This window comes from Qipengyuania xiamenensis, assembly GCF_019711495.1.
In the GTDB taxonomy this organism is placed as follows: Bacteria; Pseudomonadota; Alphaproteobacteria; order Sphingomonadales; family Sphingomonadaceae; genus Qipengyuania; species Qipengyuania xiamenensis.
On sequence record NZ_JAIGNM010000001.1, the window covers coordinates 271,524 to 296,444 of the forward strand.

Sequence of the window (24,921 nt, forward strand, 5' to 3'; positions counted from 1 at the left end):
GGATCCGCGCCGTTCTTGTATTCAGCGGAGGCGTTTGACGTAGAGCGTGTTGTCGCGGCGCTCGACCTTGAACTGGTCCATGGCCTGGAAGAGGTCCGACAGGCGCTTGTACCCGTAGTTGCGGACATCGAAGCTCGACCGGTTGCCGGCGAGGCTCCCGACTTCACCCAACTGGGCGTAGCCGTCTTCGTCACGGTTAGCCGCCTTCCAGGCCGTCCCCAGCAATTCGACGAGATCTTCATCGATTTTGCCGCTGTCCTTGGACTTCTTGTCCTTCGAGGGTGCGGCATCATCGGATGCACCGGCGATCAACGCGTCGATATCGATGAAGCGCGTGCACGCACTCTTGAATGCCTCGGGGGTCTTGTTCTTGCTCCCGAAACCGTAAACGATCAGTCCGTCCTGCCTCAGGCGCGTGGCCAGCGGGGTGAAATCGCTATCGGAGCTCATGATCCCGAAGCCGTCGACTTTGCCCTGATAGAGCAGATCGATCGCGTCGATCGTCATCGCCATGTCGGTAGCGTTCTTGCCCGTCGTCATGTCGAATTGCTGATAGGGCAGGATACCGAACTTGTGTGAATACTTGTCCCAACCGGACAGGTTCTTCTTGGTAAAATTGCCGTAGGCCCGTTTGATATTGACCTGACCCAGCTCGGCCATGACGGTGAGCACGGGGTCGATGCCGCGCGGAGTGGTGTTGTCCGCGTCGATCAGCAGGGCGATGTTTTTCAGTTCTTTTTCTGACATGCGCGCTCACATGGGCCGGGCAGGCCGCGAGCGCAAGTCAGTCCGCCGGTTCGAACTCCCCGGTATCTTCGTTTCGCACGTGAAGCACGCCATCCGAGATCGCGAAAAAGGCGCCACGCAGCTTGAGTTCGCCGCTTGCTTCCTTTTCACGAACGCACGGAAAGGTCCGCAAATTCTCGATGCTCACACCGACCGCAGCCATTTCCATGGCACGTTCAGCCTCGCGGCTTTCGGTACCGTATTTCTCCGCGATCGGTTCGCGCGCCTCGTCGAGAAGGTGGACCCAATTTGCGACGAAGCCCCCTTCGCCGAGCGGATTGCCATGCAGGTCCTGGGTTAGTGCGGCCTTGCACCCCCCGCACATTCCGTGCCCCATGACGACAATCTGGCGGACCTTTAGAAACTGGACCGCAAACTCAAGCGCGGCAGACACGCCATGCTGCCCCGGAGATGTCTCGAACGGGGGCACCAGTGCGGCCACGTTGCGGACCACGAAAATTTCTCCCGGATCGACATCGAAGATCTGTGCGGGATCGACCCGGCTATCGGAACAGCCGATAATCATGAGCTTCGGGCTCTGGCCCTCGCTGACGAGGTCGTCGTAGCGGGCTTTCTGGCGTGGGTAACCTTCCTTGCGAAAGCGGCGATAGCCATGCAGCAACTCGGCAAACTCGGGCATCAGAAACGCTCTCCACGGATGACTTCGACGTCCCACATAGTAAGCAGCAGTCCGTGTGATGTCAGGATAGGAGCGAGCGCCTGGGCCAGCGCTTGCGAATTTTCCTGCGAAGCGATAGTCACCACGAGGTTCTTGTCGGTTCCCATGACGCGTTCTTCGCGCCAACGTCCCTCGCGACCGCGACCGGATGAAACGGGGAGTACAGTCCAGCCCGTGATGCCGACCTCGTCGATAATGGACGTCACGCGCTTCACCTGCGCCTGATCGGCAAGGATTTCGATACGCTTGCGGATAACTGTTTCGATCATGGGGTCACGGCTCCTGCGCCGGTCAGCGTCGCAGCAAGGGCCCCGATCAGGCCAATGTTCAGCAACACGTTGAAGGGGAAAGTGATGCTCAGCGACATCGTCAGATAAATGCCCGGATCAGCTTCGGGAAGGGCGAGGCGCATGGCCGCCGGTACTGCGATATAACTTGCGCTTGCACACAGCACGCCGAGCGCCGCTGCGGAGCCGGTATCGAGGCCGATCGAGACACCGAGGACGGTGCCGATCGCGCCGTTTACCAGCGGCAGCACGATGGCGATGGCGACCAGTCGCCAAGTGAGCGAGCGCGCATCGAGAATGCGGCGCGCCGCGATGAGACCCATATCCAGCAGGAACAGGCAGAGGATGCCCTTGAAGAGGCCGTCAAAGAACGGTTTGACATCGGCAAAGCCCTCGGGGCCCGCGATCATGCCGATGATGAAGGCGCCGAGCAGCAACACGACCGAGGGGTTGAGAAGCACCTCATGCGCCAGTTCCTTTCGGCTCTGTCCCCCTTCCGAACCCAGGCCGCGTGCCAGCAGCAGGCCCGCAAGGATCGCGGGGCTTTCCATGGAAGCCATAACGGCGACCATGTACCCTTGGGGCGGAGTGCCCTGGATAGTGTAGATTTCCACAGCGGTGACGAACGTTACCACGCTGATCGAACCATAGTGCGCAGCAACCGCGCCGGCATTGATTCGGCTGAGGCGTCCAAATCCCTTGAGCACCCAGTAGGCATAGATCGGCATTACGAAACCGGCGCCGATGCCCGCTGCAAGTGCGGCAAGCACTGTGCCGTCGAGGCCGGATTCGGCCACCTCGATGCCACCTTTGAGGCCGATCGCCGCCATCAGGTAAAGGGACATGCCCTTCGCAATGGCTTCAGGGATTGCAAGATCGGACCTTGCGAATGCCGCCAAGAGTCCAAGAACGAAAAACAAGATGACCGGAGAGGTCAGCGCTTGGATGCCCATCGTTTCCATAGCGCGCCGCGTAATCGCAGCTTCGCGAAAGAGCAAGCTGCACCATTGCAGACATACTCGCCTTTCCCTAGATGGGCCGCGCAATGAACGACCTTTCCTCCCCTCCGAAGCCCGAAGGCGAACAGCCCAAGCGGCAGCGCAAGCCCGACTGGATTCGCGTCAAGGCGCCGGTCAGCAAGGGCTATCACGAGACGCGCAAGCTGATGCGCGATCTCTCGCTCAACACGGTGTGCGAGGAAGCGGCCTGTCCGAACATCGGCGAATGCTGGGACAAGAAGCACGCCACGGTCATGATCCTCGGCGACGTTTGCACCCGCGCCTGTGCCTTCTGCAACGTGAAGACGGGCATGCCGCGCATGGTCGATCCGATGGAGCCTGAAAACGTTGCGATCGCTGCGGGACAGATGGGTCTCAACCACATCGTCATTACCAGCGTCGACCGTGACGATCTGCCCGATGGCGGTGCCGACCAGTTCGTGAAGGTCATCAAGGCTCTGCGCCGGGAGACGCCCGACACGACCATCGAAATCCTCACGCCTGATTTCCGTGGAAAGATGCGCGCTGCAGTCGAAAAGATCTGCGAGGCGGGACCCGACGTCTACAATCACAACCTCGAGACCGTACCGCGTCTCTATCCTACGATCCGTCCAGGAGCGCGCTACTACGCTTCGCTGCGCCTGCTCGAGGAAGTGAAGGCCCACGATCCGCTGATCTTCACCAAGTCGGGCATCATGCTCGGCCTCGGCGAGCAGCGCCTCGAAGTGCACCAGGTCATGGACGACATGCGCAGCGCCGATGTCGATTTTATCACCATGGGCCAGTACCTCCAGCCGACGCCGAAGCACGCCAAGGTCGAGGATTTCGTGACGCCGAAGGCATTCGCTGCATACGGTTCGATCGCGCGGGCGAAGGGCTTCCTGCAGGTTGCCTCCAGCCCGCTCACCCGTTCAAGCTATCACGCCGGTGACGATTTCGCGGTGATGAAAGCGGCTCGCGAAGAAAAGCTGGCGAAGGAGCAGGCGAGGCAAAACGCCTGATGCCCGGCATCCGCGAAACACGGCGGCTGCCCTACAGCTGCGAGCAGATGTTCGACCTCGTCGCGGACGTGGACAGCTATCCCAAGTTCCTTCCGTGGGTCGTCGCAACCCGCGTCCGCAGCGACAGCGAGACTGAAATGACCGCGGATATGCTGGTCGGTTTCAAGGCGATCCGCGAAAAGTTCACCTCGAAGGTCATCAAGCGCCGGCCCGAGCACATCGAGGTCTTCTACGTCGACGGACCGCTCAAGGACCTGGACAACAACTGGAAGTTCACCTGCCTTCCCGACGGTGGGTGCGAGATCGATTTTTGCGTGGAATTCAGTTTCCGCAACGCTGTCTTCGAAGCGCTTGCCGGCCAGTATTTCGACCGCGCATTCAGGAAAATGGTCGAAGCTTTCGAGAAGCGCGCCGACGAACTCTACGGCCGCGAAAACGCCGCCGCCAATCTTTAGGGTAGCAACAGCTCAAGCGCGCATACCGTGGCTTCACGCCTGATATCTGCGCGTGAGGTCGGCTCGAACTTCTTCAGCTCGCCTTCCGGCTCGCCTTCTTCGCCGCGTACGACACGCGCAAACACGACGGTACCAACCGGTTTGAGCTTGGTGCCGCCATCTGGTCCCGCCACACCACTGATAGCCACCGCCACATCGGCCTTGCTCTTCGCGAGCGCACCTTTTGCCATGGCCCATGCGCAGGCAATCGAAACCGCACCGAAGGTCTCGATGATATCGAGCGGCACGTCCAGGGCCTCCATCTTGGCCTCGTTCGAATAGGTCACGTAACCCCGGTCGAACACGGCAGACGAGCCGGGAATTTCTGTAAGCGCAGCCGAGACGAGGCCGCCAGTGCAGCTTTCTGCCACGGCAACCTTGCGGCCCGCAGCCTTGTTCTCGTCGATCACCCGCTGGGCGAGGTCATCGATATCCTTCGGGAGAAGCGTCTGGAGCGTCATGCTCACCTCGGTAGCGTCAATTTCTAATCACGGTTGCGACCGCCTGGGCCGCAATGCCTTCGCCGCGGCCAGTAAAGCCGAGCCGTTCGGTGGTGGTCGCCTTCACCGATATGGCTCCGGTGTCAACGCCCAGAAGGTTCGCGATGCGGTCTCGCATGGCATCGCGGTGGGGGCCGATCTTAGGAGCTTCGCAGATAATGGTGAGGTCGACATTACCGGTGCGATACCCGGCTTCGTCCACCAGTTTCGCCGCGTGGGAGAGGAACTTGTCACTGCTGGCTCCCTTCCATTGCGGATCCGATGGCGGGAAGTGACTGCCGATGTCTCCATTACCGATTGCACCCAGCAGCGCGTCGACGATCGCATGCAGCGCCACGTCGGCATCGCTGTGGCCAGCAAGCCCCTTGTCATGCTCGATCCTGATGCCGCCGAGCCACAGCTCTTCTCCAGAGACCAGCTTGTGTACGTCATAGCCGGACCCGATCCGGACAGGGGGCAATTCCGACACGAAATCCTCCGCATAAGTCAGTTTCTTGAGGCGCTCGTCACCCTCGACAAGGGCGATACTGCCGCCCGCTGCGGCGAGCACCTGCGCATCATCGCCTGCGAGGAGATCGCCCTGCCACGCGCGATGTGCGGCCGTGATTTCTCCAAAGCGAAATGCCTGGGGAGTCTGGACGCGGCGGAGCGCATCTCGCTGGGCGCTTCCTGCCATTACCCCTGCATTGTCGACAGCAAGGCTATCGACGACCGGGAGAACCGGTATCGCCCCGGGGCGATCTTCCAGTGCATTCAGGAGACGGGATATTACCGCACGCGGCAATACGGGCCGCGCTGCGTCGTGGATCAGCACACGATCGCAATTGCCGACCGCCGCCAGGCCGTTGGCTACAGACTGCTGGCGCGTCTCGCCGCCAGTGACGCAGGTCCAGCCATCGAGACCGGATAGTGCGGCGGCAGTGGCTTCTTCGCCGTTGTCGGGAATGACTATCACAAGCGGTGCCGCACCGGCATCCAGCAACGCCTCCACCGAATGGCGAAGCACGGGTTTACCGCGCCACTTGGCAAACTGTTTGGGCAGCGGCTGGCCTGCCCGCATACCCTTGCCGGCAGCGACGACGACCGCTGAAAACGGGGGGAGGGGGGAGGTGTCCTGCATAGCTATGCCGCGCGCTAGCCGCTTGCTGTTTGCGCTGCAACGCACTATGTGCCTGCCCAATATTTAGGCACATCTCCAGTCATGACCGAGCAACCAACTCCTCCGGCGCCTCCGAAGCCGATCCAGATCGGCAATGTCGCCATCGATACGCCAGTTATCCTGGCGCCCATGACGGGCGTCACGGACCTGCCGTTTCGCAAGCTGGTGCGCAAATACGGCTCGGGCCTCAACGTCACCGAGATGATCGCCAGCGAAGCGGCCATCCGCGAAACGCGTCAGTCGGTCCAGAAGGCGGCGTGGGACCCGATCGAAGAGCCGGTTTCCATGCAGCTGGTGGGTTGCGACCCTGCAAGCATGGCGGAAGCTGCCAAGCTGCAGCAGGGGAATGGCGCCGACATCATCGATATCAATTTCGGTTGTCCGGTTCGCAAGGTCGTCGGCCAGCTCGCTGGTTCGGCCCTGATGCGCGAAGTAGGCCTCGCCACCAAGCTCATGAAAGCGACCGTCAAGGCAGTGGATGTGCCGGTAACCGTGAAGATGCGGATGGGCTGGGATCATGCTGATCTCAACGCCCCCGAACTGGCCCGGATTGCCGAGGACCTTGGCGTCAAGATGGTCACGGTCCACGGCCGCACGCGTAACCAGATGTACAAGGGCAGCGCGGACTGGGAATTCATCCGCAAGGTGAAGGACGCGGTCTCCATTCCCGTCATCGTCAATGGCGATATCTGCACGATCGAAGATGCCGGAAAGGCGCTCGAGCAATCGGGTGCAGACGGTTTGATGATCGGACGCGGTGCCTACGGCAAGCCATGGCTGCTCGCGCAGGTCATGCACTGGTGGCGTACTGGCGAAAAGCTCGAGAGCCCGAGCTTCGATGAACAGTACGAGGTGGTCGTCGAACATTACCGCGACATGCTCGAACTTTATGGCGAGCAGGTCGGTGTAAAGATCGCTCGCAAGCACCTTGGCTGGTACACCAAGGGAATGCACGGGTCGGCTGAATTCCGGAACCGGGTTAACTTCGTCGACAATGCTCCTGAAGTTCTTGAAGAACTTGAGCGTTTCTACGAACCCTTCCTCCATCGGCGTGCGGCGTGAATGAACCCTCTGCCGCGCCTGATGCGGCGGCCCAGATATCCGGGCTGATTTTTGCCGTGCTCCTGCTGGACCAGCAGGACCGGATCGTCGAGGCCAATGCCGCTGCGGAGGAATTGCTTGGGCGCAGTGCCCACAGATTGCTCGGCAAAGCGCTGGGTGAAATCATCGACTTCGACAATGATCGGCTGCGCGACAGCATCCAGCAGTGCGAAGTCCAGGTGATCGCGCGGGGTATTGCCGTCGATACGGGCCAGGGCGTGAGACGGGTGAACATCACCAGTTCTCCGATGCACAGCCACCCGGGATGGCGCGTAGTCACCCTTTCCGAGGTCGGACAGGACGACAATCAATCTGATGACGAGGAGCGTGTCGAACTGCGCGCGCCCGCAGTACTCGCCCATGAAATCAAGAACCCCCTGTCCGCTATCCGGGGGGCGAGCCAGCTTCTTGCCCGCCGTGCGTCGGAAAAGGATCGCCCGCTTGCGACCATGATCGAAGGCGAGGTCGACCGTATCGCGCAATTGATCGACCGGATGCAGCAACTCGGCAGCCGGAAGGAAGTCGTCACCGGGCCCTGCAACCTGCACGAGGCCATTCGCAATGCCATGGCGACAGTTCGCGCTGGCCGCGAGGATGGCTGCGAACTCGCCGAGGAATTCGATCCCTCGCTCCCGCCGGTGGAGGCGGATCAAGGCGCGCTCGAACAGGTGCTCATCAACCTGCTCGCCAATGCTTGTGATGCCTGTAGCGGGCAGGAAGACGCAAAAGTCGTCGTTCGGACCCGATTTGTGAGCGGCCTCAGTTTTACGGCAATCAGGCTGGGCAAGGCCACACGTCTCCCGATCGAAATCAGTGTAATCGACCCGGGGCCCGGCCTGCCTCCCGAACTGAGCGACCACGTTTTCGAACCCTTCGTTTCAGGCAAGCCGCACGGTCAGGGCCTCGGCCTTGCGCTGGTCCGCAAGCTGCTGCGCGACATGGGCGGGCGTATCGCACACGAACGCAACCACGCAGCAGGGCTGACCCATTTCCGCATCAACCTTCCCGTCGCACAAGGGACGAACTGAGCCATGACCCATTCGATCCTGCTGGTTGAAGACGATCGCGGTATTGCGACGGTCATAACCGAGGCTCTGCGCGAAGAAGGCTATGAGGTCACCGCCTGCAGCAGGGTGAGCGAGCGCGACCGGCTGCTTGCAGAGCGCAGCTTTGACGTCATGCTGACCGACGTCATGCTCGAAGACGGCGACGGCCTCGACGCGATAGGGACCGTTCGTGCGGCCGCGCCGGACATGCCGATCATTGTCCTTTCGGCACAGAACACGCTTGATACCGCAGTGCGCGCAAGCGACAGCGAAGCCTTCGAATATTTCCCCAAGCCCTTCGATCTGGACGAGCTTTCGCAAGCCGTCCGGCAGGCGGCCGAGCGATCGCCGCGCAAGGCCGAAACGGAAGATGCGGGCGAGGGGGGACAACTCCCCCTCATCGGGCGCAGCCGGGCGATGCAGGACGTCTACCGCATGATCACGCGGGTCCTGCGCAATGACCTGACGGTGCTGGTAACCGGCGAAAGCGGAACGGGTAAGGAACTGGTCGCAGAGGCAATCCACCAGCTGGGTTCACGGCGGACCGGACCTTTCGTCGCAGTCAACATGGCGGCAATCCCTCACGACCTCTTGGAGAGCGAGCTCTTCGGTCACGAACGCGGAGCTTTCACCGGCGCTCACGCCCAGCAGATCGGCAAGTTCGAACAGGCAAACGGGGGCACACTCTTCCTCGACGAAATCGGCGATATGCCCGCAGAGGCACAGACGAGGCTTCTGCGTGCGCTACAGTCCGGCCGGATCCGGCGCGTTGGAGGCCGGCAGGAAATCGCAGTCGATGTCCGGATCGTTGCTGCAACCAATCGCAATCTCGAGCCGATGATTGCCGACGGCAGGTTCCGAGAGGACCTTTTTTACCGTCTGAACGTCGTGCCCATCCACCTCCCGCCGTTGCGCGAACGCAGTCAGGATATCGGCGACCTTGCGAGGCACTTCCTCACACAGGCGGTGGACGAGGGCCTCCCGCGACACACTCTCAGCGACGAGGCTGTCCAAGCGCTCGAAAGCCATGTCTGGCGCGGAAACGTGCGCGAGTTGCGCAATGTGGTATTCCGCTTGGCGCTGCTTGCCCGCGACAGCCAGATCGATGCGCAAACGGTGGCGGACGTGCTTCCTTCGAATCCCGCCGGTTCGAAAGAGGAGGGTCCGGATGGCTTCGAAGCCGCTCTGACCGGCTGGCTTGACGAACAACGTCCTTCCGCCGGCACGCTTTACCATGGTGCACTCGCCGCTTTTGAAAAGCCTCTATTCGAACACGCCTTGCGCGAAACCGACGGTAATCAGCTGCGCGCAGCACAGCTACTCGGGATCAACCGGAACACCCTGCGGAAGCGTTTGTGCGACCTCGAAATCGAGCCGGAACGGTTTGCCCGGCGTCGTTAGCAGGCGGCTCGTCGATTTTATGCTTGCAAAAATGCAACAGTAACGATGTAAGGCTGCCACGATGGCGACGCAGGCAGCTCCCCAGGCACGACGCACACCACGTTGGTGGCGCAAGTTCGTTGTCGCCTCGCGTAGGGCGAATTTCTTCACCGTCGTCGAGATCATGGCTGCGGTCGCCTTCCTCACGATGGTAGGCGCTACCTGGGCTGCATTCACGACCGCACCACCTACCGGACAATTGCTGCCGAGCAGGCAGGTTGCGGTCCTGCTGATCGGCACGCTTATCCCGGCCATGGCGCTGCTCGTCCTTGCAGGTCGTCGCCTGGCGCTACGAAGGGCAGCTGGCAGCACTGCGCGTCTGCATGTCCGACTGGTTTTCTTCTTTTCGATGATTGCAGCCGTACCGACGCTGCTCGTCTCGGCTTTTGCAGCGGTGCTCTTCCAGTCCGGGGTGGATTTCTGGTTCTCCGACAACTCGCGTGGGCTGATGGAGAACGCAAACCAGCTTGCGGAAAGGTATTATGAGGAAAACCAGCTGGACCTCGCCCAAGAGACCATCTCGATGGCAATGGACATGCGGCTACTGCTGCAGCAGGTGTCGGTAACCGATCCAGACTTTCCCTTGGTCTACGAGTACCAGGCGCAGCCGAGAGACGTTTTCGAGAGTGCGATAATTCAGGTGCTTCCAGATGGCAGCGCCCGCACTGCAGTCGTTTACGGGATTACCGAAGAAAGCGATCCGGTCGGGTTCACCGAGGAAAGCCTCAATGGCCTCCGCCGCGGCGAGCAGGTTGCCGTGCGTGGCAGCCCCGAACGAATTGAGGCCCTTGCGCCGATCGACCGGACGGCCGGAATCTATCTGTATACGGCTCGCAATGCGGAGGCGGTCAGTTTCCGAAGCTGGGAAAGTGCGCGTTCGATCTCGACTGCCTATGACGAGCTCACCAAGCGCGCGCGGGCACTGCAACTGCGCTTCAACCTCGCCTTGTTCTTTGTCAGCCTCGCGTTGGTCGGAATAGCCGTTTGGTTCGCCTTGCGTTTCGCTGACAGGCAGGTGGAACCGCTTACCGATCTGGTTGCGGCGGCCCGCAAGGTGGGTGCAGGCAACTTTGCGCTTCGTGTTGAAGGTCGCACCGGCGCCGATGAGATCGGCCTTCTCAACCGCGCATTTAACCGCATGACGGCCCAGATCGAAAAGCAGACCGATGCTCTTGTCTCTGCCAATAGCGAGCTGGAAGACCGCCGCAGCTTTATCGAAGCCGTTCTGGAATCGGTCAGTGCCGGTGTGATCACCATCGACGGGCAGCGCCGCGTCCTACTTATGAATGCGCCGGCGCAGTCCACTCTTCTCGAAGGAGGGGAGGGGGCAGAACACCCCGAGACACTCGACGAAATGGCGCCCCAGATCGCCGTAATGGTCGAGGCCGGTCTCGAGCGCGGGGTGGTCAGCCATTCGCGCCGTGGAGAATTGATGACCCTCGCCGTGAAGCTGGTTCCCGAAGGCGACGGGTATGTGATCACTTTCGAGGACATCACCCGCCAGTTGCTCGATCAGCGGCAGGCTGCTTGGTCGGACGTTGCGCGGCGTATCGCGCACGAAATCAAGAACCCGCTGACGCCGATCCAGCTTGCGACCGAAAGGCTCAAGCGGCGCTATCGCAAGCAGATCGAAAAAGATGGCGAGTTGTTCGACGAGCTGACCAGCACCATCGTGCGACAGGTCGGCGATCTCAGGAAGATGGTCGATGAATTCTCCAGCTTCGCCAGACTGCCCAAGCCCGTCTTCCGCCCGGAAGATGCGCTCGACCTGATCCGTCAGTCGCTCTTCCTGCAGGAAGTCGCCAACCCCGATATCAACTACGGCCTGACCACCGAGATCGAAGGTCCGCTCAAGATCCAGGCGGACCGTCACCAGCTGGGTCAGGCGGTCACGAACATTCTCAAGAACGCCGCCGAAGCCATCGAAGCGCGCGCCGCGCAGGCGGAGGCCGATTACCGCGGGCGGATCGCTGTCGAGGTAACGGAAGACGACCACGCGATAATGGTCGCCGTCACGGACAACGGCATTGGCCTGCCGCAGGATCGCGAGCGGATCATGGAGCCTTATGTTACGACGCGCGAGAAGGGCACCGGCCTCGGCCTCGCAATCGTGAACAAGATCGTTGAAGAACATGGCGGGGAAATGAGCTTTTCCGCCGTCGAAGGTGGCGGAACCCGGGTGATCCTGCGCTTTGCCAGGGACCCTCATGGCAAGCCGCCTGAAAATACCGAACAGAACGCCGCAGAAAGAACGGGAAGCTGAATATGGCTCTGGATATCCTCATCGTCGACGACGAACGCGACATTCGCGAACTGGTTGCAGGGGTCTTGAGCGATGAAGGCTACGAATGCCGGACGGCGGCCGACAGTGTCTCCGCGCTCGATGCGGTAGACGAGAAGCGGCCGAGTCTCGTACTACTTGACGTCTGGCTGCACGGAAGTCCGATGGACGGGCTCGAAGTTCTCGACGCGATCAAATTGCGCGAGCCGGAACTGCCCGTCATCATTTTCTCGGGCCACGGCAATATCGATACGGCTGTGTCGGCCGTCAGCCGCGGCGCGATGGATTTCATCGAGAAGCCGTTCGAAGCAGAACGCCTGCTGCACCTGGTCGAACGCGCAACCGAAACGGAAAGCCTGCGCCGCGAGAACTCGCGCCTGCGCGAAAGAACCAATGAGAGCGGCGAGTTCACCGGTAATTCGGCCGCCATCAACAACGTCCGAGCGACGCTGAAGCGCGTGGCATCTACGGGTAGCCGCGTCTTGATCTCCGGCCCTGCGGGTTCCGGAAAGGAGGTTGCCGCCCGCCTGCTGCACAGCTGGTCGACACGCGGCGACAAGCCCTTCGTCACCGTCAATTCGGCCCGGATCACCCCTGAACGGTTCGAAGAAGAACTCTTCGGCGAAGAGGCGGATGGCAAGCTGGTCCGGCCGGGCCTTCTGGAAACCGCCGACGGCGGCACGCTCTATCTCGACGAAGTAGCCGACATGCCGATGTCGACACAGGCTCGTATCTTGCGTGTCCTGACCGAACAAAGCTTCGTCCGGGTAGGGGGCAACCGACAGGTCGGCGTCGATGTCCGCGTGATCTCCTCCACTGCCCGCGATCTAGCGAAGGAGATGGAAGAGAAGAATTTCCGCGAGGACTTGTTCTACCGTCTCAACGTCGTGCCGGTCGAAATCCCGTCGCTTGCCGAGCGGCGTGACGATATTCCCGCCCTGGCCGAGTATTTCTTCGCTCGCTACGCAACCGAGCAGGGCTTGCGACCGCCGAAGATCAGTGAGGAAGCCATGGCTGCACTTCAGGCCTATGACTGGCCCGGAAATGTGCGCCAGCTGAGGAACGTGGTTGAACGGACCATCATCCTCACCCCCCGTGACCAGCTGGAAACGGTCGAGGCCGAAATGCTCTCCGAGGAAGTCACCGGAGGCAAAGTGTCCGGTACCGGGGGCATGGCTGCGTTGATGGGGGCGCCATTGCGAGAAGCGCGTGAGAGCTTCGAACGCGAATACCTGGCGATCCAGATCCGCCGTTTCTCCGGCAATATCTCCAAGACGGCGAGCTTCATCGGAATGGAACGGTCGGCTCTGCACCGGAAGCTCAAACTGCTCGGAATGGCCGAGCGAAAAGGCAGCGAGCGCAAGTAACGCGACAAGCATAGGCCGCAGGCCTGTCACATTTATTTTATTGCTAACAAGTGTCTTACACGGCACATTGCGTTTCAAATCCGGATGGAAATCTGGTGCCCGGACGCGGTGGTGGCGTCCAGATCGTCGTCCGGAACCGGGGCGGCCAACAACAGGAGACACAACGATGTCTGGCGAACGCACTCTCTCGGCACGCCCGCGTCCAGCGAAAGAAACAGCCCCCAAGGGCAAGGCGCCCAGCCTGCAGGACGCATTCCTCAACTTGCTGCGTAAGGAAAAGGCACCGGTAACGGTGTTCCTCGTGAAGGGCGTGAAGCTCCAGGGCATCGTCACCTGGTTCGACAATTTTTCCATCTTGCTGCGCCGCGATGGCCAGTCGCAGCTGGTCTACAAACATGCCGTGAGCACCATCATGCCCGGCCAACCGATCGATGCCGGCCAATTCGAGAGCCAGGGCTCGAACGCGAAGCAGCGCTTGTTGCAAGACGTGTTCCTGGGCCGGGTCCGGCAGGCAGAGGCACAGGTAACAATGTTCCTGGTCAATGGCGTCATGCTGCAAGGCAAGATTGCTGCCTATGATCTTTTCTGCATGCTGCTCGAGCGCGACGGTTATGTGCAGCTGGCTTACAAGCACGCTGTATCGACGATCCAGCCTGCAACGCCGGTCGACCTGAGCGAAGACTGGGACGAGGACGACAACTGATTTTCGACGACGACCTTCTGGGCGAAGTCTCGCGCGGTGCGCGGGCCCTCGTCATTTGCCCCGACATTCGCGGGCAAACCTATGATCTCGACGCAGACAGCCGTCTGAGCGAGGCCGAGGGGCTTGCGCTCGCCATCGGCATCGAGATCGAGGACAGCTTCGTCCTTCCGGTTCGGGAAGTGCGGCCGAACCTGCTGTTCGGTGCAGGTCAGGTCGATAATATCCGTATCGCCTGCGAACAACATGAGGCCGAACTCGTTGTCGTCGACGGCGCGCTAAGCCCGATCCAGCAGCGTAACCTCGAAGAAAAGCTTTCACGCAAGGTCATCGACCGGACGGGCCTGATCCTGGAAATTTTCGGGGAACGTGCGGCGACTGCAGAAGGTCGCCTGCAGGTCGAACTCGCACACCTGGATTACCAGCAGAGCCGGCTCGTCCGCAGCTGGACCCACCTTGAACGCCAGCGCGGCGGCTTCGGCTTCCTTGGCGGACCCGGTGAGACCCAGATCGAGGCCGACCGCCGGATGATCCGCCAGCGCATGGGCAGGCTGCGCAAGGAACTCGAACAAGTCCGCAAGACGCGCGGGCTGCATCGTGAACGGCGCGAGAGGGCACCCTGGCCGGTCGTTGCGTTGGTAGGCTATACCAATGCCGGCAAGTCGACACTGTTCAACAGGCTGACCGGCGCCGAAGTCATGGCCGAAGACCTGCTGTTCGCTACTCTCGATCCGACGATGCGGGCCATTTCGCTGCCCGGTGTCGAGAAAGCCATCCTGTCGGATACGGTCGGCTTCATCTCGGATTTGCCGACGCAGCTCGTCGCCGCCTTCCGCGCGACGCTTGAAGAGGTGACTGCTGCCGACGTCATTTGCCACGTCAGGGATATCTCCAATCCCTCGGCCGAGGCGCAGAAGGCCCAGGTCCTTCGGGTCCTGAAAGACCTCGAGGTCATCGACGGCGAAGATGGGGCGTCCAGCATTCCGATCCTCGAGGTCTGGAACAAGTGGGACTTGCTTGACGAAGAACGAGCGGCAGATCTGAAACCTCAGGTCGAAATGAGCGAAGATATCGTTCTCACCTCTGCACTGAGCGGCGAGGGTGTTCCCGAACTTCTCGAACGCCTCGGCGATATGTTGACCGCCAAGGCGTCGGTTCATGAATTCGAACTGCCGGTGAGCGATGGGCGGCGAATTGCCTGGCTGCACGCACACGGCGAAATTCTGTCCGAGGAAGATGCAGGCGAGGGCGAGGATGGCCCGATGCGCAAGTTCGTGGTGAGGCTCAACCCCAAGGAACTCGGCCAGTTCGAGACCCTATGACGAAGGCGCAGCCTTCTCACGGCGCTTGACCTCCTGCCACAGCGCCTCCTGCTCGGCCAGGTTGCGATCGGCGAAGTCTCCACCCGCAATTTCTTCCATCGTCCGAAAGCGTCTTTCGAACTTCCGGTTTGCCGCACGCAATGCATCTTCTGCGTCGATGCCATAAGCGCGGACGAGATTGACTGCTGCGAAAAGAAAGTCGCCAGCCTCTTCCTCGATTTCAGATTCAGTGGCTGATCTAAGTTCCTCGATTTCTTCAAGAACCTTATCGCGGGGGCCTTCCGTGTCGGGCCAATCGAAGCCGTGGCGCGCAGCGCGTTTCTGGAGTTTCTGAGCCCGCATCAAAGCCGGTAACGCTATCGCGACACCCTCAAGCGCGCTGGTGGCGCCGGCCGCGGTGCGTTCGGCTGCCTTGATGTCTTCCCAGCGCTTATCTTCCATCACGCCGTCTTCGTCGCCGAAGATATGTGGATGCCTGGCTTCCATCTTGTCTGCGATGGACTTCGCGACGTCTGCGAAAGCGAAATGTCCTGCTTCTTCAGCCATCCGGGCGTGGAAGACGACCTGGAACAGCAAGTCGCCAAGTTCGCCGCGTAGATCCGCCATATCGGATCGTTCGATAGCGTCGGCGACCTCGTAGGCTTCTTCGATTGTATAGGGAGCGATCGTTTCAAAGCTTTGAGCCGTGTCCCATTCGCAACCGGAAACCGGGTCACGCAAGCGTGCCATGATGTTGAGCAAGCGGTCGAGCTGTTCGGACATGCGTGTTGGCCAATTTCATCTGTGCGGGGAGTAGGGAGCCTCCTCCGCTAAACCCAAATACTGGAATGATAATATATATTATGTTAAGGCCGGGCCATTTCATCCTTGTAGCAATTCCTTCAATCTAGTCCGTTCTCCAAGTCAAGTTTAGCTCACTTTGCCAGACGATCGCCGCGTTCAGCGCAATCCATGCGGCTAATCCTAAAACCGGTCCTCGAAATCCTCAAAAATCCTCCAAACAGGAAAAATACGCGCGCTTCGATCTTTGAAATCGAACGATTGCCTGAAAGATCCAGCAATATATTTCCGGATGCCATTCATCTGACCCGCACCACCATTCGCCGCATTTCAATCAATCAAAGGTCCTGAAAGATCCTGATCGCAGGAAAATATCGTATTTCTAGCTAGTTGAGGTCCTTATCTCGCATTGATTCCCGAATTTTGCCCGGCGATAAACGCTACAGGATTCGGGAACTGAACATTGAAGCAGATACGTTTGAACTCGCCACTGGTCCCACCCTCACTTCGCGGGACAGTCGGATGCGATGATAGGCATATCCCTCATTTCTGGCTGACCAGATGGACCCAGTTGTGCCTATTCGCTCATGCGCGGTCTACTCGGGAGACTGCGACCAGAGCACTGCTCCAGCTTTACGCCACTGCCTACGAAGTCAACGGGACAAGTCTCGACATCACGATGATGTCGCTGGATTTCCCAAAGATCAGAATCTGCCTCAACAGTCATCTACAGAAGCTCAATAACGATGCAACTCGGCGAAAGGTCGACCTGACGAAACGCTGGGCTTGGTGCATCACGTTTCTCGAGTACGTCTTGGAGGACCTTGGAAAGATAGAGGACGACCGCTGGCTTGAGATTAAGAGGCAAGTCAGATTGCTTCAAACTGCTTACAGTAATTTCTCTTTTGATGGTCGAGATAAACAGCCTGCGCCCCTCAGATCTTTGCCATCCATAGTCGTATCGGACCTCTATGAAATTTTTAATCCTGGCTCGGCACGAAATCCATTTCGGTGCGGACGAACCCGGTCTCGTAACTACCTCATTTTCCTGACGCTGCTGCAAACGGGAATTCGTCGCAGTGAGATGCTTCTTCTTTACGTGAATTCCATCAACGCCGAGTTCGACGATAGCGCTGGACGGCTAATTTCGTGGATGGTGCTCAGCGACCTCGATGATGACGAAAACCCCAAGTCGCTCATTGATCCACGGTCTCCGCCACTCAGTCTCAAGAACCCCATCGCTCGTCGCATTCTACCTATAAGCGAAGAGCTATTGGAAGCTTACGAAGAATATCTCGAGGCCCGACCGGTTAGTAATTGGCCTTTCCTCTTTCTTTCGCAACGCGGTCGTCCGCTCTCTGTGCGTCAAGTGAACGAGATATTCCAGATGGCGAGCGGCGAGCTCAGGGCAGATGCGGTTCGAGCCTTACATCGGCAAGGTAAAGCAAACGTCCAGCCACATGACCTGCGCCACACCTGCGCTGTGCGGCGGCTTGTTGGTTACTGCCCGAACGGAAACCTCGATGCCAAAGCTATAGAAAGGCTCAGAGTTTTCTTTGGCTGGAATGAAAAATCTGTGATGCCCATGCGGTATGCTCGGGCGTACTTCGAGACTGAATCCGACACCGTCAGGCAGGACAACTATGACAACTACGTCGCCGCTATCCGCACCTTGGAGCACCTGGCGTGAGTTCCCTCCCTGCCAAATTTGCCAAAGCCTCGTTTCCCGAAGGCAGAAGCGAGCCTCCCCTGCCCCCACTACCCCGCGCAGTGAAATATTGGGATGATTTTGAAGAGAAGGACCGAATTCTTAGATTCGATAGCGCGTCAAAAGAAGTTATCCTTCACGACGATGGGAGGATTTTTAAATATGACCTTGCGCCTTTGTCCGAATTTCAAAGTGGGGTCATAGTATTAATTACTGCCCATCTGCTACAATCCGGTGATCCGTCCAGCGCGAAAATCTGGCTCAACCATATTTTCGCACTCGTGGAAAAAGCCACACCGAAAATTGTAAACTTCTTGGCCCATCAAACGCCGCAAAAGGTTCTAGATGTTTGGTCAACAGCTTTGCTGCCAGAATTCACGCATCCGTATGAGGCAAGCTGCCTAAAAAAGGTCCTTCACTGCTTTTGTCGAGAAAGTGTGGGTAGCTGGGCGCCTCCCTACCATTCCATGGTTTCGAACCTGCCTTCGCCTCGTCAAGATCCCTTTGCAATCGTCCGATCAGGTGAGTGCTTCATCCCCGTCGCGGACCAAAAGGCAATCTATAGTTTCATTGATGAGACCGCGAAATCGCTGTCGAGCAATGATAGCGTAGACCTCCGCAGGTTGATCGATGCGACCGCGATAATTCTTGCCGATCAACACGCATTTCGATGTGGAACAATTGCTCGTATCAAGGTGGCAGATGTCCGAGTGCACAAAGGTGGCGTGGTCCACATCACAGCCGCTGTGATCAAGAAGCAACGAAACTCCCAGCGCATCCATATCACACGTAAAGTAAGGCAAGATTGGGCTCAAATAGTTCGATCGCTTCTTGATCTCAGAGACATGGAAGATACGTCCGCAGATCCGAACCGAAAGCTTCTTGGTCTTACCCCCGATGAAGTTACCAGGTGCATCGCAAATCGAACTGAATCTCTTACCGGGACGCGTTGGACCGCTACTGACTTTCGTCACACAAGTGCACAGCGCCAAGTTGATATGGGCGCTTCAGCGGACGAACTAGCTGACTTCATGCAGCACAATAGCGTTTTAGTCGGGAACGTCTATTTCGATCAAAGTCCGCACCAAGCCAAACTTGTCAATGACGCCTTGGCAATCTCGCCGGTTTACTCGGTTCTACCAGAGATTCATCGAACAAGAATAATCGACAAAAGAGCTTTGATGGGCATTCCCGAAGAGCGTCAGATAGGAGGAATGCCTCATGGCTCACCGATCGCCGGGATCGGAGCGTGCGACTCACCGCAATCGCTATGCCAAAAAAATCCGGTCCTTAGCTGCTATGGGTGCCGCAAGTTTCTAGCGGTCAGTGACGTTAAAATCCATCAGCATGTTGTCGATACGCTTCGCACGGTAGTGATGGATTTCTTCAAGGCTGGTCTCGGTGATGAGAGGTCGCCCGCTTACTTACAACTTAAGCGAACGATATCCATCGCCCAGGCATTCGTTGATCAATGCAAAGAGCAGCGGTCATGAACCAATTCTACGCTAATTGGTTAAAGCTTGCGCGATCCACAGCTATCGCGAGGGACCTCATTTGGAATCCCGAGTTTGACAATGTGACTGGCAAGGTTGCCAAAACTCAACGCTGGGGTCTGAATTCGGCGGTCGGCTTGCCTCCAGACAGAGAAATTTGGATGTCCAATTTTGGGCATCTACTGCGAGATATTGAGTTGCTTCGCAAGGTATCAAAATGTTCGGATAGTAACTGTAGACCATCCGAATTAATGTCGAAGGATTGGCGCGAGTTTTTGCAGGCCAGCATTTCACATGAACTATTTATCAAGGAGAACAAAGTTTCGAACGCTTCTGCGCATGCGCGAGCGATAAGAACGATCTCCCTTTGCGCAGGTCAAACTCCACCATGGGAATTGCGACCTGCTGAACTTCAGCAGGCCTATAACATTGCGTTGCAGTCGGGAACCTCGGGTAAACTCGCGATGAACTTGTCGATGGTCGCTAAAGTCCTCTTCGATGCGAACCACTTGAGTAAATACTGTCCTCTGGTGACCTATGCAAAACCATATGAGAGCGTCAGCGCTCTAGAGGGTGAAGAGAGAGTCTCTCGTCAAAAATTGCGCGAAGGAAACAACCACAATGTGCACGCCAAGCGGGAGCTGCATGAACGCAAGTCTGCTGAAAAGCTTCCTGAGACAGCCGCTTTCTGGGAACTGGTCAGGATAGTTTTCACGGAGAGGCCACGGACGTTTACTGATCGCGTCCGCTTCGCCGTTATCAAGCTTCAGATTTTGACAGGTCTTCGCATTGGTGAAGTCGTTATGATCCCGGAGAACTGCTTACGGTGGAAGGACTACTACGCGGTCGACGGTCGTTCAGCAGGAGAACTGGGCGGATTTTCAAAGGCGCTGTCACTACGCTATTTTGCACTTAAGCAAGGTGGCCAGACAGGGGCGCAGTCTCGTCTTGTGGAGAGGTATCAGGAAATCCCTCCTCACTTTGCTGATATCATCGAGGACCTTGTAGGTGAGATAGGCAAGGCAACCGCTCCATTGAGGGCGCGCTTGAAGCTTCAGTCAACTACCGGCCGGCTGATTCCGGAATATTCGCCAACCGCGTTGGTCAGTGCGGATGAGATGTACACCCGGATTGCGGGATCTGTTCAAATCTCGAACCGACCGATTAGCCCGGACTTTAAAGATTCGTACCTCCAAAAACACAATAGCGAACTCTTAAATCCGATCAGGGCGGAGCAAGTTGCCCATTATAGTTCCACATCATGCAAGCCAGTACGACAGTATTGGAAAAGCCAGAAAGGCGGCCCCCCGATCAGAGACCAGAAAGGCAAGATAATTTCTGGCCCGATCGATACGCGTTGCTATTTTTTGGTGAGCGAAGTTGAAGAATTTGTGAAGAGGGAAATGCCCACCAAACTGTCTGATATCAGTCCATTTATCGCGACAGACGGCAAGCCATTCTATCCTCACCAACTCCTGTTTCTTCAGCCTTCGCGTGCGCTCATCGAGGATCGGAATGGCGGAATTGTTGATGTCACAAAATACTTTTCTGTCGGGCGATTAGCGGCCGACGACATCATCTTGCAACTTTCCGGCAAAAAAAGCGGTCTGTTTGACCGCTATGGCGAGACGGAAGACGACAAAAAGCTTTCCCTGAATACCCATAGCCTTCGGCACCTCCAGAACACCGAGCTGTTCCGACTAGGCATAACCGATGCCATGATCACAAAGCGATATGGCAGGCAGAGCACGGCCCAAAGCGGCGCTTATGATCATAGGAGCTTGCGCGAACAAATCATTGAGCTTGAACTTCCCCCGGAAGCAGCCGCGCTTCCAGAGAGACTTCACGACACCGCTAAACTGATGCTGGCTAGAAGGATGCGAGGCCCCATCGTAGAAGAATTTCTCGAGATTCAGCGTGAGTCAGGTGACGAACAGGCCTTTCGATACCTTGCCGCAGAGGCGGATGGTTTCCACGCTACTCCGTATGGATTTTGCCTTTCGAGTTTCACGGTCGATCCTTGTCCGAAGCACCTCGAATGCTTCAACGGTTGCAGAAATCTCACCAGAACCGAAAATCCTGTAGAAGAGCAGAATCTTAATCAGCTGCTCGATCGGATGGAGCAGCACCTCTACGAGGCCCAGCGCCGGCCCGGTGACAGTCCGGGCATCAGGAATCAGATATCTCATGCATCTACGGTCATTGAGAATCTAAAACTGGCAATTGCCGCGAAGCCCGGCAGTCAAGTGTTCCCGAATGGCCATGATCTCGCCAGGCCGATAGACCGCTCAGCAACGGTGATAGATACTGCGATCCGATCTCAACAGTAAGAATTGCACGTGTCATTATCGGATCAGGATCTGGAAAAGCTCGGAGCGGTGCTGGAGAAAATGCTCCTCGAGGACGAGAACATAACGACCCGGAACATCATCGCCCGCTTGCCCAAATTGTTTCGTCATCCCACGGATATCGCGAGACCCCCTGCCATCCGTGAACTATATCTAGCGGCTAAAGAACGCCAAGAAAACATACGACTTGCTGCAGCAAAATTAAAAGATTCCAAGAACACGCTGGCTGCAAAGATTGAAACACAGGCACAGAAGATTGCCTCCTTGGAAGCGGACCTGCAACTCTTAGTGGCTTCGCACAAAGCAATGTACGCGGCGGTCGGCGAAATGGGCGCACTGAAGGCCTGGCTCGCTTTCTTCGAGCGGCATCAGGACTCCCTTGATGCACTCACTAGATTGCAAGCGGTTCCGACAAGGACCTCTCCTAAGAAAACCAAACCTTAGCATTGGCTCACTCGGTCAGATGGAGTGGCCCTGCCCTCCCCTTCCTGGCGAACCAGCATTGGAACAAGATAATGCCCCAAACTCACGATAACGTTCTTTATCGTGATATCTCCAATATTGGGCTATTAGCGCGAATTTGAGCGCGCTCCGATTTAGGTCGATGTCGCGGATCGATAGGGGGATAGATCGTTCGGTTTGTAGGCCATTTTTGGCCAAATTTGACGCTGATCCTTACACACTATTGTTTGGTATCAACGGGTTGGTCAAATGGCACGAAATGGGACGAGAACGACCAATTTTTGCCCATTTTTGCTCATATCAGGAAGATTCTGGAAGGCTCTTGCATCGCCGCAAATGTTCTGCGACGCATCGGACATCGCTGGTGAGTCCCAGCGGTGGGGCGTCGTAACCCCAGAGTTCTCGGCCGGTCACATATCAGTGGCCGGGTGGCCGTCGCGCATGTCCAAGGCTCCGCCTAAAGGCGGCGGCGCCTTGGCGAGAGCTCAGGTTACGAACACCCGGCTCTGCCGGTCCGCCCCTATCAGATGGAGGACTGGCATGTATTTTTCTTTCAATGGCTTTTTCGCTGTCGACGAATTGGAAAAACTCTCTCTCGCATTGAGCGATCTTCTGCAGGCAGAGGGTCTCGACACGCTTAGCGATGTTTCTGTCTCCTTCCTTGGATGGAGAGGCAAAGAGCGTTGCCAAATTGTCGACCCAGACGGGTTCGTCACAACAATCTCTACGGACTGGGAAGAGGTGGGAAGAACCCGCGGGAGTTCCAAGGTTCAACTCCATCTGCCTGCCGGAATAACTATTCGTGACCGACCTCAGGATCTTGAATGGAGCCCCTTAGCGGTATTGGCGCGACGTGATGATTGAATTCCTGAGCGCACAATGCCGGAGGCCACTTCTATTACCTCTCCGTAAACCTTGATCGAGACAGTAGTCTCGGAAAGACTGCTCCTGCGGCTCTTAATTGGAGCATGCCATGCAAAATGAATGAGCTGAATCTGGCGGTACTTCTTGAAAGTGGCCGCACATCAGAAGCGCGAAAGATGCTTCAGAACGGAGTACAGGTCGTCGGGGGCATCGGCGCCCGCTCAACTCAAGCAGCTATCGAAGCCGCCACTCGTCTATATGCCGGCGACCTGATCTCCACGCTTCTATTCATGAACAAGTCCCATCCCTGGCTGGATGGCCAAACACCTATCGAACGTGCGGAGCAGTCGGACGAAGGTCTTGAGTTCGTGATCGATATGATCGGTGCAATCGAGTCCGGGGTTTACATCTGATGGGCACGCCCTCGGTCGGATCGGAAAGTACGAAAAGAGATAGCGCTTGCCTTCATGCCTTCGGTAATATCGCAGCGCATTGGGACATGACCGCTTCAGAGCAATGCCACCTCCTCGGGGTCGGCGACGAAAAGGTCCTGCAGGACTGGATGGAGCGTCTTCGAGCCGGCGATAACGTGTCGCTAACCAAGGATGTACTGGAAGGCATCGGCTGTGTCCTCTCAATCTACGCATCGCTGGTGATCCTGCTCAACCATGATCGATCGAAAGGCTGGGTGCGCGCGCCCAATCGAGCTCCGCTATTTGGAGGCAGGTGCGCGATGTCTCTGATGACGAGCGGAAAGCGCAAGGACCTGGAAGATGTCGCTCGGTACTTGCTGAGCGAACGCTACAGATGATTGGGCCATTTACATGCTCGCCGCCTACCACCCTCGTCCTGTGGCGTGAGCGTGTGCAATGAAGACTTCACTTGCCAATACGCCAGCAACATCAGGACAAGGGTACGATGCCGTCTTGCATGATTGGATCATTTTACCGCTGCCCGACTATCCCGGCACGCACCTTCTAGTCGGGATCGTATCCAGCGACCGCAAGAACCGCTTTGCCGATGGAAGATGCATTCACACATCCGCGTTCGTCACTCCGCTCGACGAAATCGTCGAAGGTGCGGTCGCCGAAACCCTCAACACCCGATACCTGCTCGGAGAAGAACGCGAACGTAACTGAATGAGTGCCAGACAACGCGCGGTGAGACGGTCCCGGGATCGCGGAAATCGCTAGAAGGGTTCTATTCATGGCGGTAGAATCGCACGAGAGGTTTGCGATCCATCCTGGGCCATGGCTGCGCGAACAGGTGATCAAAACCTACGGGATGACGGTAACCAGTGCTGCTGGTCAGTTACAGGTTGCTAGGTCCGCTCTGACCCGAGTGTTCGACGGTAATGCTCGCCTCACTCCTCTCATGGCAATGCGCTTCGAAAAGGCATTTGGGATTTCGGCAGCAACGTTGCTTCGGATGCAGTTGTCGCACGCTTTAGCGAAGGCGAAGCTTGAGGCATCGTCGATCATCATCAGTCGAGTTCCACCTCCAGTGACGTAGCACCAAACCCTGACTCCGGCTGTCGTTTGATCAGGGCCAGTTGCCTAGGCCTGGCAATTTGGCGCCTGCCTATCTCATGACTTCCGCTTTGCGCCCTCATTCCGGACGTTCAGGCTTTCCCTGCAAATGCCTGAAAGCAGACCGGCAGCTTTGCTCCGTTAATGAGCACCGCCAATGTCCGATTATGGGTGGTTAGCGGACGCTGTTGAATTCACGTGTTTTGTTATCGTCGCCAACAAAACTCACCCCACACTTAGAGCAACTGGTCCGTAGAGGCAGGTGCACACCTGAATATTCCTTGCCCCAGAACCTAGTCCAGAAACGGTCATCGTTCCTCAAGCGCTCATTGGCTTGATGATCAGCGAATGCAGGGAAGCCACAGGCGTAGCATTTGATGTTGAACAGCAGAACCGCTGGAACGAAAAAGGCTAGACCAACTGCTGATGGCCAGAAGGCATCGAGGGGCCAGCCTATCAGGCAACTCAAGAAGAAAAGTGCTGAGGCAACAGCAGCCGGCCATTGCCAACGACGGGCGATCTGAAACCTCTTGGGTATTGAAGGCTTTTGCTCTGACATGCGGCACAATTTAGCAA

Annotated in this window: 27 protein-coding genes; 18 read left to right on the forward strand and 9 right to left on the reverse strand. The window is 57.8% G+C overall.

The genetic code is table 11. The features are described 5' to 3' along the window. Positions 1 to 21: 21 nt before the first annotated feature. Genes K3165_RS01370 through K3165_RS01385 form a run of 4 tightly spaced genes read right to left on the reverse strand, consistent with a single transcriptional unit; the run spans position 22 to position 2,714 of the window. Positions 22 to 747, reverse strand: a complete 726-nt coding sequence (locus tag K3165_RS01370) for an NYN domain-containing protein (RefSeq protein ID WP_221547087.1) — start codon at positions 745 to 747, stop codon at positions 22 to 24. Positions 748 to 784: 37 nt separating this feature from the next. Further along, a complete protein-coding gene (locus tag K3165_RS01375) occupies positions 785 to 1,426 on the reverse strand; it encodes a carbonic anhydrase (protein WP_221547088.1) in 642 nt (213 codons plus the stop codon). Beyond that, positions 1,426 to 1,734: a P-II family nitrogen regulator gene (locus K3165_RS01380; protein ID WP_221428427.1), complete on the reverse strand. Its 309-nt coding sequence runs from the start codon at positions 1,732 to 1,734 to the stop codon at positions 1,426 to 1,428. Before K3165_RS01380 ends, K3165_RS01375 begins: the two co-directional genes overlap by 1 nt. Next, entirely contained in the window at positions 1,731 to 2,714 is a 984-nt protein-coding gene (locus K3165_RS01385; RefSeq protein ID WP_247713851.1) for a sodium-dependent bicarbonate transport family permease, read from the reverse strand. Before K3165_RS01385 ends, K3165_RS01380 begins: the two co-directional genes overlap by 4 nt. Positions 2,715 to 2,797: 83 nt before the next feature. On the opposite strand from K3165_RS01385, the gene lipA reads away from it, so the two are divergent. Together lipA and K3165_RS01395 are read left to right on the forward strand one after the other, a co-directional pair. Continuing rightward, positions 2,798 to 3,751, forward strand: a complete 954-nt coding sequence (gene lipA / locus K3165_RS01390) for a lipoyl synthase (RefSeq protein ID WP_221547089.1) — start codon at positions 2,798 to 2,800, stop codon at positions 3,749 to 3,751. Beyond that, positions 3,751 to 4,206, forward strand: a complete 456-nt coding sequence (locus K3165_RS01395) for a type II toxin-antitoxin system RatA family toxin (RefSeq protein ID WP_221547090.1) — start codon at positions 3,751 to 3,753, stop codon at positions 4,204 to 4,206. The genes lipA and K3165_RS01395 overlap by 1 nt, the downstream gene beginning before the upstream one ends. Here K3165_RS01395 and K3165_RS01400 read toward each other — a convergent pair. Both K3165_RS01400 and K3165_RS01405 read right to left on the reverse strand, forming a co-directional pair. Beyond that, a complete protein-coding gene (locus tag K3165_RS01400) occupies positions 4,203 to 4,706 on the reverse strand; it encodes a CinA family protein (protein WP_221548287.1) in 504 nt (167 codons plus the stop codon). The genes K3165_RS01395 and K3165_RS01400 overlap by 4 nt on opposite strands. Positions 4,707 to 4,722: 16 nt before the next feature. After that, positions 4,723 to 5,865, reverse strand: a complete 1,143-nt coding sequence (locus K3165_RS01405) for a bifunctional 2-C-methyl-D-erythritol 4-phosphate cytidylyltransferase/2-C-methyl-D-erythritol 2,4-cyclodiphosphate synthase (RefSeq protein WP_221547091.1) — start codon at positions 5,863 to 5,865, stop codon at positions 4,723 to 4,725. An 81-nt stretch (positions 5,866 to 5,946) separates the two neighbouring features. Between K3165_RS01405 and dusB the strand changes: the two genes are divergently transcribed. From dusB to hflX, 7 genes are all read left to right on the forward strand, one after another. Next, positions 5,947 to 6,966 carry a tRNA dihydrouridine synthase DusB gene (gene dusB / locus K3165_RS01410; RefSeq protein ID WP_221547092.1) on the forward strand — a complete coding sequence of 340 codons (1,020 nt, stop codon included), beginning with the start codon at positions 5,947 to 5,949 and terminating at the stop codon, positions 6,964 to 6,966. Further along, a complete protein-coding gene (locus K3165_RS14135; protein ID WP_221547093.1) occupies positions 6,963 to 8,033 on the forward strand; it encodes a two-component system sensor histidine kinase NtrB in 1,071 nt (356 codons plus the stop codon). The genes dusB and K3165_RS14135 overlap by 4 nt, the downstream gene beginning before the upstream one ends. Positions 8,034 to 8,036: 3 nt before the next feature. Further along, on the forward strand, positions 8,037 to 9,452 hold the full coding sequence (gene ntrC / locus K3165_RS01420; RefSeq protein ID WP_221547094.1) for a nitrogen regulation protein NR(I): 1,416 nt from the start codon (positions 8,037 to 8,039) through the stop codon (positions 9,450 to 9,452). Positions 9,453 to 9,513: 61 nt separating this feature from the next. Further along, positions 9,514 to 11,754 carry a sensor histidine kinase gene (locus tag K3165_RS01425; protein ID WP_221547095.1) on the forward strand — a complete coding sequence of 747 codons (2,241 nt, stop codon included), beginning with the start codon at positions 9,514 to 9,516 and terminating at the stop codon, positions 11,752 to 11,754. A 2-nt stretch (positions 11,755 to 11,756) separates the two neighbouring features. Then, positions 11,757 to 13,139, forward strand: a complete 1,383-nt coding sequence (gene ntrX, locus K3165_RS01430) for a nitrogen assimilation response regulator NtrX (protein ID WP_221547096.1) — start codon at positions 11,757 to 11,759, stop codon at positions 13,137 to 13,139. A gap of 166 nt (positions 13,140 to 13,305) precedes the next feature. Continuing rightward, positions 13,306 to 13,842, forward strand: a complete 537-nt coding sequence (hfq, locus tag K3165_RS01435) for an RNA chaperone Hfq (RefSeq protein WP_221547097.1) — start codon at positions 13,306 to 13,308, stop codon at positions 13,840 to 13,842. Positions 13,843 to 13,859: 17 nt separating this feature from the next. Next, the gene (hflX, locus tag K3165_RS01440) at positions 13,860 to 15,161 is read left to right on the forward strand and encodes a GTPase HflX (RefSeq protein WP_221548288.1); all 1,302 of its coding nucleotides are present in this window, start codon (positions 13,860 to 13,862) and stop codon (positions 15,159 to 15,161) included. On the opposite strand, the gene mazG is transcribed toward hflX, so the two are convergent. Both mazG and K3165_RS01450 read right to left on the reverse strand, forming a co-directional pair. Then, complete coding sequence (gene mazG / locus K3165_RS01445) at positions 15,156 to 15,923, reverse strand: nucleoside triphosphate pyrophosphohydrolase (protein ID WP_221547098.1); 768 nt, start codon at positions 15,921 to 15,923, stop codon at positions 15,156 to 15,158. The two genes, hflX and mazG, sit on opposite strands and share 6 nt — an antisense overlap. Positions 15,924 to 16,075: 152 nt before the next feature. Then, positions 16,076 to 16,240 carry a hypothetical protein gene (locus tag K3165_RS01450; protein ID WP_221547099.1) on the reverse strand — a complete coding sequence of 55 codons (165 nt, stop codon included), beginning with the start codon at positions 16,238 to 16,240 and terminating at the stop codon, positions 16,076 to 16,078. Between the two features lie 380 nt (positions 16,241 to 16,620). On the opposite strand from K3165_RS01450, the gene K3165_RS01455 reads away from it, so the two are divergent. From K3165_RS01455 to K3165_RS01495, 9 genes are all read left to right on the forward strand, one after another. Next, positions 16,621 to 17,631: a tyrosine-type recombinase/integrase gene (locus K3165_RS01455; protein WP_221547100.1), complete on the forward strand. Its 1,011-nt coding sequence runs from the start codon at positions 16,621 to 16,623 to the stop codon at positions 17,629 to 17,631. Beyond that, complete coding sequence (locus K3165_RS01460) at positions 17,628 to 19,142, forward strand: site-specific integrase (protein WP_221547101.1); 1,515 nt, start codon at positions 17,628 to 17,630, stop codon at positions 19,140 to 19,142. The genes K3165_RS01455 and K3165_RS01460 overlap by 4 nt, the downstream gene beginning before the upstream one ends. Continuing rightward, a complete protein-coding gene (locus tag K3165_RS01465) occupies positions 19,139 to 21,472 on the forward strand; it encodes a hypothetical protein (protein ID WP_221547102.1) in 2,334 nt (777 codons plus the stop codon). Before K3165_RS01460 ends, K3165_RS01465 begins: the two co-directional genes overlap by 4 nt. Before the next feature lie 9 nt (positions 21,473 to 21,481). Further along, a complete protein-coding gene (locus tag K3165_RS01470; protein WP_221547103.1) occupies positions 21,482 to 21,934 on the forward strand; it encodes a hypothetical protein in 453 nt (150 codons plus the stop codon). A gap of 558 nt (positions 21,935 to 22,492) precedes the next feature. Continuing rightward, entirely contained in the window at positions 22,493 to 22,816 is a 324-nt protein-coding gene (locus K3165_RS01475) for a hypothetical protein (RefSeq protein ID WP_143089590.1), read from the forward strand. A 116-nt stretch (positions 22,817 to 22,932) separates the two neighbouring features. Next, the gene (locus K3165_RS01480; RefSeq protein WP_221547104.1) at positions 22,933 to 23,229 is read left to right on the forward strand and encodes an MbcA/ParS/Xre antitoxin family protein; all 297 of its coding nucleotides are present in this window, start codon (positions 22,933 to 22,935) and stop codon (positions 23,227 to 23,229) included. 86 nt (positions 23,230 to 23,315) lie between these two features. Continuing rightward, a complete protein-coding gene (locus K3165_RS01485) occupies positions 23,316 to 23,627 on the forward strand; it encodes an antitoxin Xre/MbcA/ParS toxin-binding domain-containing protein (protein WP_177201831.1) in 312 nt (103 codons plus the stop codon). A 58-nt stretch (positions 23,628 to 23,685) separates the two neighbouring features. Continuing rightward, on the forward strand, positions 23,686 to 23,955 hold the full coding sequence (locus tag K3165_RS01490) for a hypothetical protein (RefSeq protein ID WP_221547105.1): 270 nt from the start codon (positions 23,686 to 23,688) through the stop codon (positions 23,953 to 23,955). A 67-nt stretch (positions 23,956 to 24,022) separates the two neighbouring features. Continuing rightward, positions 24,023 to 24,328 carry a HigA family addiction module antitoxin gene (locus tag K3165_RS01495; RefSeq protein ID WP_221547106.1) on the forward strand — a complete coding sequence of 102 codons (306 nt, stop codon included), beginning with the start codon at positions 24,023 to 24,025 and terminating at the stop codon, positions 24,326 to 24,328. A 192-nt stretch (positions 24,329 to 24,520) separates the two neighbouring features. Here the strand turns inward: K3165_RS01495 and K3165_RS01500 are convergent, their stop codons facing one another. Next, complete coding sequence (locus K3165_RS01500) at positions 24,521 to 24,904, reverse strand: hypothetical protein (RefSeq protein ID WP_221547107.1); 384 nt, start codon at positions 24,902 to 24,904, stop codon at positions 24,521 to 24,523. Positions 24,905 to 24,921: the final 17 nt, after the last annotated feature.